The organism is Microcoleus sp. MON2_D5 (assembly GCF_036701905.1).
GTDB lineage: Bacteria > Cyanobacteriota > Cyanobacteriia > Cyanobacteriales > Microcoleaceae > Microcoleus.
Window position 1 is genome coordinate 51,563 of sequence record NZ_JAUBRM010000026.1, and the last position, 13,141, is coordinate 64,703.

At 47.2% G+C, this 13,141-nt stretch carries 2 protein-coding genes; both read left to right on the plus strand.

The window, feature by feature from the left end; all coding sequences use genetic code 11:
* Positions 1–103 precede the first annotated feature (103 nt).
* Positions 104–8,002: a DUF4347 domain-containing protein gene (locus tag QUA47_RS11835; protein ID WP_333430877.1), complete on the plus strand. Its 7,899-nt coding sequence runs from the start codon at positions 104–106 to the stop codon at positions 8,000–8,002.
* Positions 8,003–8,504: 502 nt separating this feature from the next.
* The coding region (locus QUA47_RS11840; protein ID WP_333430878.1) for a DUF4347 domain-containing protein at positions 8,505–13,141 on the plus strand (4,637 nt) is incomplete at its 3' end.

Here is a 13,141-nt window from a genome sequence, read left to right on the forward strand (position 1 = left end):
TAAAGGGTGTGTCTGTATAAATAAAAATTGATAGATAGTTTCGGACGCCAGTCACGAAATAGCGGAATTTTTGTATTTTTTTGAAACCCCAGTCAGGTGGATTATGCCCAATTTAAATATTCCAGTTTCAGTAAGGTCGATCGCCTTTATCGACACTCAAGTTGAAGATTATCAAAGTTTGATTGCCGGGGTAAAACCGGGTACGGAAGTAGTCGTTTTGGATGGGAACCGGGATGCGATCGACCAAATTACTGAAATTTTAGGCGATCGCAGCAATATTGACAGCATTCACATCATTTCTCACGGTGCTCCCGGCAGCTTGCAACTCGGCGACGTTCGCTTTAGTTTAGATGATACAGAGTGCGATCGGCATGATCTACAGCAGTGGTTTTCGCCACGAACCGACTCAATCCCCAACAATCGACCTCACATTCTTTTGTACGGGTGCAACGTAGCAGCAGGCGAGACAGGTAAAGCATTTATAAAACGCCTGAGTGAGTTAACCGGCGCGTCGGTTGCTGCTTCGCAAAACCTCACCGGAAGTGCAGCAAAAGGCGGCGACTGGTTCCTAGAAGTAACATCAGGGAAAATAGCAACACCTTTAGCATTTCGGCCAGAAGTGCTGGCGGCTTACAGCCACGTTCTCTCCAGCTTCAGTACGGCTACTAACTTGAGTGCGGGCTTGACCCCGACGGCAACTCCTTTTTCGATTGATACGGGCGACTTTAACGGCGACGGTTTCCCCGACTTAGCCGTGATCAACCTCAACTCCAGAGATATTTCCATATTGTTGGGGACAGGTACGGGTAGCTTTGGTACTGCTACCAACTTATTTAACCCCGGCAACGAGAATCCCTTTTTCAGTGCAGTGCGCGACTTTAATGGAGACGGCAACCTCGATTTAGCTGTAGCCAATCCTCTCAGTGACGCTAACGGCGATTTCGTTTCCATCCGGCTGGGGACAGGTACTGGCACTTTTGGCAATCCTACCAACTTCGGTCAAGGGATAAATCCTCGATCAATCGCTGCCGGCGACTTTAATGGAGATAGCAGGTTAGATTTAGCCACCGCCCCTTTGAGTGGTAACAACCTTTCAATTCTTTTGGGAGACGGTACCGGTAGCTTTAGCGATCCCGTTAGCATTAATGCAGGAGCATCTCTTACTATTGCCACAGCCGATTTTAATGGCGATGGCCAACTCGATTTAGTCACCTCGAACAATAGCGCCACTAACAATATCTCAGTTTTGTTAGGAGAGGGTACAGGGAACTTTAGCGCCCCCGTTAACTTTAGTGCGGGGACGGGGAATCACTTTGTCGCTACAGGGGACTTTAATGGCGACAGCCAACTCGATCTGGCCGTATCGAACACTGGTTCTAACAACGTTTCAGTCTTGTTGGGGGATGGTACGGGTAATTTTGGTACTACTACCAACTTTAGTGTCGGCTCATCTCCAGAATCTGTAATTGCGAGCGACTTTAATGGCGACGGCAAAACCGATTTAGCAGCGTCTAACGGCGGAGATAACAATGTCTCAGTCTTGTTGGGGGATGGTACGGGTAGTTTTGGTACTGCAGTCAATTTTAGTGTAGGAACTGTTCCCCGTTCGATCGCTGCGGCAGATTTTAATGCTGACGGCCAGTTGGATTTAGCGACGCCAAACTTTACCTCTAAAGATGTCTCAATTCTGCTGAATACAGCCAATACAGTGAATTTCGGTGCGGCTACTTACAGCGGTACAGAAGGAACAACAGACACAGTAGTTAATATTCCCGTCACCATCAGCGGCGGCACTCCTTTTGCTGATGTAACAGTACCAATTGCGATCGACCCCAGCAGCACAGCCACCCAAAATTCAGACTACACCATTTCCCCTACCTCGATTACATTCCCCGCAGGTGCGACAGGTGTGGAACTCACCCAGAATGTTGCAGTTACTATCAAACCTGACAATCTCCCTGAAAACGATGAAACCGCAATCCTCAACTTTGACACAATTACAGGTGGCATAGCCGGTACAACGGCTCAAACCACATTAACTATTCCAGCCAACGGTACTGTTTCAAGCCTGAGTCCGTATCAAATAGACCTCAAAACAGGCACAATTATCGGTGGGCAAAACCAGTTTATTTCTCTAGTAAATACCCCTGAAGACTCAGACGGCGACAGTTGGTTAGAAGCCGTAGCCAAAATCAATTTTGACGGCAAGATCAAGAAAGCAAAATTCATCGTTGAATACGACAAAGCCCCGTCAGGATGGACGGTAAATCTCGGCGACTCTGGGTCAAACGACGGCTATGGAGGGGATGGCAGCACTCAAAGCCGCGATGCCGAGATGAACATTGTTGACGGCAATATGAGCGTTTTCGGCAATGACTACAATACACCTCCTGGCGGAGAACTTACCCCAGGAAATGTGCCTAACTTTGTGACTAACGCTTCCCCCGTCGAGTTAGAAATCAGCAACGAACAACTGGCGTGGGATAACAAAAGCGGGCTAAAAAATAGCTTGAATTCCCCGTATCTTTACGCCCTCAACGGTCAAGTTGATGCTACGGGGCCAGTCAATTCCGAGATTTACGCCGGATTTAACAGGGTGATTTCCGGATATAGCGATCGCATCGGATCGGGTGCTAGCAAGGTGACAATTCTGCTTAATCCGATCGACTACGCGATTACTGCTGGTGTTGCAACCGTTACAGAAGGCAACTCCGGTACAACTGCTGCCACTTTTACTGTTACCCGCAGCGGTTGCACTGATTTGGCGAGCACAGTAGATTATGCGATCGCAGGTACTGCAAGCAACGTCAGCGATTACAACAACATCGGTGGCACATCCGGTGCAACTGCTGCGACTGGTACGATTAATTTTGCAGCGGGCGAGACATCGAAAACCATTACTCTTGATGTTTTAGGCGATGCGGCGATCGAAGCCAATGAAACCCTTGAGGTTACGCTGTCAAATCCCTCGGCATTAGATTCTACACCGACAATTACCACTGCTACTGCTACCACAACTATTACTAATGATGATGCTGCCGGTTTCACTGTCAGTCCAAAAGCAATATCAACAACAGAAGCTGGTGGCAAGGCAGATTTCACAGTCAAACTTGATTCTCAACCAACTGCTGACGTTACTATCGGTTTGAGGAGTGACAATCTTGCCGAAGGAACAGTTTCAACTAATAGCTTAACTTTCACTCCTGCTAACTACAATCAACCGCAAACAATAACGATAATTGGTGTTGACGATTTGGTAGCTGATGGCCCTCAACCTTACAAAATTGTCACGGCTGCTGCTGTGAGTACCGATGCTAATTACAATAACCTCGATCCTGATGATGTCACCGTCACCAACAGTGACGATGACACTCCGGGAATTACAATTAATCCGATGACGAGATTAATTACTGGGGAAGATGGCACCAAGGCTAACTTTACTGCGGTTCTGAATACTCAGCCGACTGCTGATGTGACTATCGGTTTGAACAGTGAGAATGTTGCCGAGGGAACAGTTTCGACTAATAGCTTAACTTTCACTCCGGCTAACTGGAATAGAGCGCAACCAGTAACAGTAACAGGGGTTGAGGATAGCAGTGCTGACGGCGATATTGACTACAAAATAGTCACGGCTGCTGCTGTTAGTACAGATGTGAATTATAACAACCGAGATGTAGCGGATGTTAGCCTTAGCAATAAGGACAATGATACCGCTGGTATTTCTGTTACTTCCACGCAAACAACTGCTACAGAAGGCGGTGCGAATGGCAGTTATGGGATCAAATTAACCTCGCAGCCGATCGCCCCTGTAACGATCACTCTCACAACAGGTGAGCAGATTCAGGCGATCGCCCCTGTGACTTTCACTGCGGATAATTGGAACGACGCTCAAACAGTTACAGTGCAGGCTGTTGACGATACGATTGTGGAAGGGGGACACAGCGCTAATTTTACTCACAATGTGACTAGCAGTGATACTAAGTATAATGGGGTTGTGGTTCCAGGGGTGACAGTGGCGATCGCGGATAACGACACTACACCCACACCGACACCTGAACCGCCGACACCGACACCTGAACCGCCGACGCCGACACCTGAACCGCCGACGCCGACACCTGAACCGCCGACGCCGACACCTGAACCGCCGACACCGACACCTGAACCGCCGACGCCGACACCTGAACCGCCGACACCGACACCTGAACCGCCGACACCTGAACCGCCGACACCGACACCTGAACCGCCGACGCCGACACCTGAACCGCCGACACCTGAACCGCCGACACCGACACCTGAACCGCCGACACCGACACCTGAACCGCCGACACCGACACCGCCAACGCCTGTTGGTACCATCGACACACAGAAGAATTGGTGCGGCGTAGAAGCTGGATTGGATAAACTTGAGAAAATTCTTGACGACCAATTACAGGCAGTTAACCTACCCATTGTCGGCCCCCTCAAGGACATTTCCCCAGATTTTATTGGCAACTTCAAGACTAAGCTAGTCGATACCCTTAAAAATCAGGGAAATCAAACTCTGAGTCAGTTAGAAAGTAGCCTCCGCACTGCACTGGGATCTGACTTCAATGTTGCTCTAACTGAGAATTCTAGTGCTGATGAAAGTAGCTTGCTAATTACTCTGGGCAAGCAATATCAGTTTCCCGAGATCAATCTGTCGCAAAATTTAGGAGTACCAGCGTTAAGCTTAGATGTAGAGGGAAAAGCCAAATCAAAATACAACTACAACTTGTCCCTAGGAGTTGGTGTTAGTAAAGATTTCGGCTGCTACATAGATACTGACAAAACCAAGTTAACCGCCAACATTGACTTGAACCTAGATGACCAATTCAAGGCTAAAGGGAACTTAGGTTTTTTCCAAGTTGACCTGGCAAACGATACCAACAACCCTACTAAAGTCGATGCCAACCTCGAAGTCAAGCTCAATGACTTAGACAATCTAGGCGGCCCCAATGATGGATCTCGCCTCACCTTGCCAGAACTGCAAGGCAACTATCAGTTTAAAGACTTATTCAACGCCAGCTTAAGCAGCAATGCTAATCTCGGTCTCACAGCAAAAACCAGCATCAACGGCAATGCTGCATTCCCCTCCTATAACTTCGACTTAGCAGTTGATTGGCCCATCCTAAATTACGCTAACGGTCAATTCACCGGGCCGCAAAAGCCCACAGTTGCATTTAACAATATGCAACTAGATTTGGGAACATTTGTCAATAATTTTGCCAAACCAATTATCGGTAAAATTTCCGATGTCATTAAACCATTTCGACCAGTTATCAACTTCCTCAATGCCGACACCAAGTTACTGTCTAAAATCGGTCTAGCGGGGCCGTTTGATAAAAATGAGGATGGCATAGTCAGTGTACTAGAGCTGGCCGCAAAAATATCTGGTCGCGATATCGATACTCGCTTTTTAGATGCGGTTGCCAAGGTTGATAAAGTTGTGGATTTGGCAAACCAAATAGCAAATTCTCCAGATAAAATCGACTTGGGTTCCTACACTCTGGGTAATATAGATGTTGCCGACCCAAGTGCTAATCTTCAGAATGCTTTACCAGTTCCAACAAATGCTGTACAGCAAACGGCTAACCAACAAATTAACTCCAAAACAAGCGCCACTGTCAAGGACTTCTTAAATGCTTTACAAGATATTGATGGCTTTGATTTGCCACTATTGACAAAACCAGAAACCGCAATTCAATTGTTGATAGGTAAACCGGATGTTCCGGTCTTCAGCTATCAGATGCCCCAACTGGGATTTGACTTTAATATCGATCAAAAATTTCCAATTTGGGGGCCGATCGAGGGTTTACTAGAAGGGAATTTTAGTGCTTCAGCTCATCTAGGATTTGGGTACGATACCTACGGATTAAATGAGTGGAAAAACTCGAATTTTGATGCGGGTTCTGCTGACAAAGTTTTGGATGGATTTTATGTGAGCGATCGCGAAAATGCTGACGGTACAGGGCCAGATGTTGACGAACTCAGTCTTGACGCTAGTATTGCGGTGGGTGCTGGGATAGATGCAAAAATTGTCGAGGGTTATGTCAAAGGTGGAATTCAAGGAAAAGTCGGGATCGATTTGATAGATATTGGAGAATTCCAGCCCAAACAAGGCGGCGACGGAAAAATCCGAACATCGGAAATCACTTCCCGCATCAGCCAACCCTCGGTACTGTTTGATGTCACAGGACAAGTTAATGCTTTTCTGGGTGCTGAAGCTAAGGTAATTTCAGTCAAATTTTGTGAGAAAAGTTTCAAAATATTTGGTAAGCGCATCCGTATACCTTATCCTTGCGGATTTGATTACAAAACAGTCTACGATAATAACTTGGCCACATTTGAGTTAGCTAACTTTAGTTTGGGGCCCAGTTCTAGCACTAGGGGCAGAGCAATAGACGGTTACATGGCCGGGGCTACTGTTTTCTTTGATGGCAACTTTAACGGTATCCGAGATGATAACGAACCCTTCACCATTACTAACGCCGATGGCAGCTTTGACTTAGATGTCTCTCTTGACGATTTCGACAAAAATAACAGTGGCGATATTGAACCAAATGAAGGCAAAATTGTCCTTACCGATGGCATCGATACTTCTACTTATTTGCCCCAGCAAACACCCCTATTTGCCACACCTGATGCTACAGTCGTCACTCCGTTAACTACCCTAATGACCGAGTTGGTCGAGCAAGGTACTGACCAAAATCAGGCGCAAATTCAGGTTAAATCTGCACTGGGACTGTCGTCAGCAATTGACTTGACTAGCTACGATCCGCTACAGGCAATTACTCAAAACGACCCGAACGGTTTGGCGGTTTATGCAGCACACGCTCAGGTGCAAAATACCATTGTTTTGATAACTGATTTAATTAGCGGTGCTTCAAATACCGCGAAAAATGAGATTGCCGATCGCGTAATTTCTACCATAGCCGATCAAATTAAATCTGGTACTCTCGATTTAAGCAATTCAACGCAATTGCAGGCGATTATTCAGTCGGCGACGAGTCAACTGCAAGCACCGCAAGTATCTAGTATTGCTTCGGATGCTGCCTCTATTATTGCCGAGGGAAATCAGCGAATTGGTGCGATCGCATCCAGCAATACCTCGCCCTCAGATGCCGCGACAGAAATCGCCCGCATACAAAAAGTCGCACAAGGAGAAGTAGCCCAAGATTTACTGCAAGTCGCAGCCGGAAATAAGACGATTCAGTCGGCGATTTCCGAAAATACTGGTGCATCTCTAAATACCAAAATTCAGGCGGCGACAGCTAACAACCCAACAGTCCGCAATACCTTAGATACTGATGACTCTAGCGCACCATCTACACCCGATGAACCATTCCCAGAAAGCGGTATTGAATTCGTTAAAGATGGGGAAAATACTACCGAAAGCACAGATGGGGATGATACCCTTACTGGCAGCGCTAGCGATGATATATTGCGCGGTAAAAAAGGAAATGACTTGCTGTTTAGCCTTGATGGCAATGATTGGATGAATGGCAATCAGGGGAACGACTTAACAGATGGTGGAATTGGGGACGATACGCTTTATGGCGGAAAGGGTTTTGATACTTTGAGTGGTGGTGCGGCTAGTGACTTCCTTTCTGGCAATCGAGGTGAAGACATCGTAATTGGTGAAAAGAGCGACGATACCCTGTACGGCGGTCAAGGCAATGATATTCTGCTAGGAGGTCAGGGTAACGATTTCCTCAGTGGCGATTTGGGCGATGATACCTTAGTAGGGGATGTAGGCAATGATAAATTCTTACTCTCTACCTATTCCGGTACTGATACTGTTGCTGACTTTGAGGTTGGTAAAGACTTGTTAGTATTGGGTAATGGGTTGAGTTTCTCGCAATTGGCAATTGCCGAAGATAGCGGTTCAACTTTAATCCGGTTTGCCCAAACAGGGGAGATTTTAGCTTCTCTGGCGGGAGTTTCTGCTAGCAATATTAGTGCGGTTAATTTCGCATTGCTCTGAGAGCGATTTGAATTCAAGCACTTGTTCTGTGGGGGTTTGAAGTAAGTACGTGAAGCAAAGCTATCCCGTAGGGAATCGCCCTTAAAGATTCTAACGAATAACTTGTAGGGGCTGTTTTACGAGAAATAATTGCCTAAAACCAATTGTCTCGTAAACCCGCCCTCACCCTTGCCCGAAAGTCCGCCAGGGGTTTAAACGAACGGCGGAACCGGATCGCACATATGTATCAAAAATCCCGCTCTTAATATTTCAGTCTCATTACACTTGCGATTGAATTGTTTTTGTGTTATGCGACCCACCTCGCGCTCGCTCATCCGCAATATTACTTAATAAAATTCCCCAACTTTATCAAAACTTTAATTAAATAGGGGTTTATAAAGAAAAATTTACAGAGATTTTCTCAAAAAACAGTTATGGTTACTACAACCTTCAGAAAGTGTTTCCGAGGCCAGTCGCGAAACAGGGAAATCATTGTCTTTTTTTAGATATTAGTAGGTGTATTATGCCAAATTTAAATAATCAAGTTTCATCAAGTGCGATCGCCTTTATTGATTCTAAAGTAGAAAATTATCAAAGTTTGATTGCCGGAGTAACACCCGGTACGGAAGTAGTCGTTTTGGATGGGAACCGGGATGCGATCGACCAAATTACTGAAATTTTAAGCGATCGCAGCAATATTGACAGCATTCACATCGTTTCTCACGGTGCTCCGGGTAGCTTGCAACTCGGCGACGTTCGCTTGAGTTTAGATGATATAGAGTGCGATCGGCAGGATCTACAGCAGTGGTTTTCGCCAGTGCCCTACTCAATCGGCGACACTCGACCTAATATCCTCCTCTACGGGTGCTGTGTAGCAGCAGGCGAGACAGGTAAAGCATTTGTCAAACGCTTGAGTGAGTTAACCGGGGCCTTTGTTGCGGCTTCCAAAAATCTTACGGGAAGTGCGGCAAAGGGCGGAGACTGGGAACTGGAAGTGAGAACCGGGAAAATAGAAACGCCGCTGGTATTTGAGCCCGAAGTATTAGCGGGTTACGAGTATGTTTTGAATAGTTTTGGTGCTGCGACTAATTTTGGCGCAGGGTCAGGTCCCAGAGGTATTAATGTAGGGGATTTCAACGCTGATACTTTCCCAGACTTGGTAGTAACCAACCAGAATGACGACAACGTTTCAATTTTGTTAGGGAATGGCACAGGGGGTTTTGGCACAGCTACCAATTTTGCCGTAGGTTCAAGTCCGCTTTACGTCACCTCGGGACTGTTTAACAATGACAATTTCCCCGACTTAGCAGTAGTCAATAGTAGTAATATCTCAATTCTGTTAGCAAATGGTACTGGTGGCTTCTATTTAGGTAATGATTTCACTGTAGGTAATACTCCCCTTTCAATAGCTGTCGGGAACTTTAACACCGACACTTTCCTCGATTTAGCAGTGGTAAACGCTAACCCTCAAGGTGTTTCTGGTAGCGTCTCAATTTTGTTGGGAAATGGTGCTGGCAGCTTTGGGGCGGCCACTACTTTCAATGTTGGTGCGATTCCTGGTTCCGTTGTTGTAGGCAACTTTAACACTGACAGTTTCCCCGACTTAGCGGTTGGCAATAGCTTCTCTAATAATGTCTCAATTCTGTTAGGAAATGGTACAGGCGGATTTGGTACAGCTACTAATTTTGGGGATGTGCCAACTCCAAATTCGATCGCCACTGGGGACTTTAACGGAGACACTTACCTCGACTTGGCCACAGCTAATGGCAGCTCTAACAGTGTCTCAATTCTATTGGGAAATGGCACGGGCGGCTTTGGCACGGCCACTAATGTTAGCGCGGGGGCAGGACTCTCCGGCATTGTGGCGAAAGACTTTAGCGGAGATGGCAGACTTGACTTAGCAGTAACAGGAACCAGCGGCGCTGCAATTTTAGTAGGCAACGGCAATGGCGGTTTTAGTGCACCGATTAACTTGGCTGCGGGGACAAGTCCAACTTCCATTATTTCAGGCAACTTTAACGCTGACACTCTCCCGGATTTGGCAGTAGCGAACAACGGTTCAGATAACGTTTCGATTCTGCTGAATACACCCAATACGGTATCCTTCGTTCCTCCCAAAATAGGTAACACTTACAACGTTAATGAAGGCACGACAGACACAGTAATTGATGTCCCGGTTACTATCAGCGGTGGCACTCCCTTAAGTGATGTAACTGTACCAATTGTCATCGATCCCAGCAGCACTGCTACTCAAGGTGCAGACTACACTCTTTCAACTACATCCCTTACTTTCTCTGCAGGCACTACTACTCTCACCCAGAATATTCCAGTAACTATTAAAGCTGACAATATCGTTGACAGTAACGAACAGTTAGTCCTCAATTTTGGCACAATTACAGGCGGTGTCGCCGATGCGAGTCAAGGAAAAGTGGCAATATTGGACAGGAATAGTTCTTATTCAATTGTCGCCGACAATCCCACAGTTACCGAAGGCAATTCCGGCAAAACTCCTGCTGCATTTACTATTACTCGCAGCGGTAGCACGGAATTTTGGAGTACCGTAGATTATGCCATTACCGGCACTGCGACAAACGGCACTGATTACAACAATATCGGCGGCACTTCTGGCGCAACGGCTGCCACTGGCAAAATCAGTTTTGCTGCGGGGGAAACATCCAAGACTATTAGTTTGGATGTGTTGGGAGATGGCAATATAGAACCGGATGAAACTGTTGCCATTACTTTATCAAATTCAGTTTCACCGGGTGGCGCACCGACTATTGCGACGGCTACCGCTACGGCTACTATCAAAAATGATGACACTGCCGGCATCACTGTCAGTCCAAAGGCAATATCAACAACAGAAGTTGGCGGTAAGGCAGAATTTACAGTCAAATTAAACGCTGCACCAACAGCTAACGTTACCATCGATTTGAGTGGTTTCAATCCAGCAGAGGGAACAGTTTCTCCTAATAGCTTAACTTTCACTCCCGCTAACTACAGTGAACAAACAATAACGGTGACTGGCGTTGACGATTTAGTAGCTGATGGCCCTCAAGTTTACAAAATTGTCACGGCTGCTGCTGTGAGTACCGATGCTAATTACAATAATCTCAATCCTGATGATATCGATGTCACCAACAGTGACAATGAAACTCCGGGAATTACGGTAAATCCGACGGCGGGATTAACTACGGGTGAAGATGGCACAAAGGCTAACTTTACTGTGGTTCTGAATACTCAGCCGACTGCTGATGTGACTATCGGTTTGAACACGGATAATGTTGCCGAGGGAACAGTTTCGACTAATAGCTTAACTTTCACTCCGGCTAACTGGAATATAGCGCAACCAGTAACAGTAACAGGGGTTGAGGATAGCAGTGCTGACGGCGATGTTGGCTACAAAATAGTCACGGTGGCTGCTGTTAGCACCGATCCGAATTACAACCTAGATGCAGCGGATGTTAGCATTACCAATAAAGACAATGATACCGCTGGTATTTCTATTACTCCCACGGCAACAACTGCTACTGAAGGCGGCGCGACGGGCAGCTATGACATTAAGTTAACGTCTCAGCCGATCGCCCCTGTTAGCATTAACTTTAATGCCGGAAGTGAAATAAATACGATCGCGCCTGTTATCTTTGACAGCACGAATTGGAATGTTGCCAAAACAGTCACGGTCACCGCTACCGACGACAGCAAAGCCGAAGGCACGCACAGCGGCACGATCGCTCACACTGTTACCAGTACCGACACTAAGTATAGCGGCACAACAATTCCGGATGTCAATGTACCTATTACCGACAACGACACAGCAGGTGTCAGCATTACACCTACGAGCACAACTGCTGCAGAAGGCGGCGCGGATGGCAGTTATGGCATCAAGTTAATGTCACAGCCGAGCGCCCCTGTTACTATCACTCTCACAACAGGTGAGCAGATTGAAGCGATCGCGCCTATCACTTTCACTGCGGATAATTGGAATGTCGCTCAACCCGTTACGGTAAAAGCTGTTAACGATACGATTGTCGAAGGGGCGCACAGCGGTAATATTACTCACAGCGTGAGTAGCACTGATGCTAAGTATAATGTGATTGGGGTTGCAGGGGTGACAGTGGCGATCGCTGATAACGATGTAGCGCCACCACCGCCGACGCCGACACCGACGCCGACGCCAACAACTGTTACGCCGACGCCGACACCAACTCCGACGCCAACAACTGTTACGCCGACGCCGACACCAACTCCGACGCCAACAACTGTTACGCCGACGCCGACGCCAACTCCGACGCCAACAACTGTTACGCCGACACCAACTCCGACGCCAACAACTGTTACACCGACGCCGGCTCCGACTCCGACGCCAACAACTGTTACACCGACGCCGACTCCGACTCCGACGCCAACAACTGTTACACCGACGCCGACTCCGACGCCAACAACTGTTACACCGACGCCGACTCCGACGCCAACAACTGTTACGCCGACACCAACTCCGACGCCAACAACTGTTACGCCGACACCAACTCCGACGCCGACATCTGTCACGCCGACGCCAACTCCGACGCCGACGCCAACTCCGACGCCGACGCCGACACCGACACCAGTCACTACAGGAACAGGCAACCCAAACATATTCCCGATCGGAATACCGAGCTCTAACGAAACTCCCTTGGGAATAACTGAACCTAACAATCAGATTCTTAGTATTCCCACGGTAAGTTTTTCCCCAGCTACTTACCAAGTCAATGAAAGTAGCACAGGAATCGTTCAGAAACAAATTACCCTCACTCGCACTGGGAATCTAAACAACTTTTCCCGGGTGTACCTAGAACCTCCTACTGGTTCAGCGACTTTCGGAACAGATTGGAACGTTCCCCCCAATTTCTCTGGTGAACTCACCTTTAACCCAGGCGAAAATAGCAAAACTTTCACAATTAACGTTGTTCCGGATGGTCAATTTGAGGGAACAGAAGAAATTGCGTTTCGGATCACCAATCGGGATAATGCCATTATTGGCACCCAAAACACTGCTACTTTGCAAATTTTGGATGCTCAGGGGCCTCCTACAATTAATTTCTCCCCAGCTACTTACCAAGTCAATGAAAGTAGCACAGGAATCGTTCAGAAACAAATTACCCTCACTCGCACTGGGAA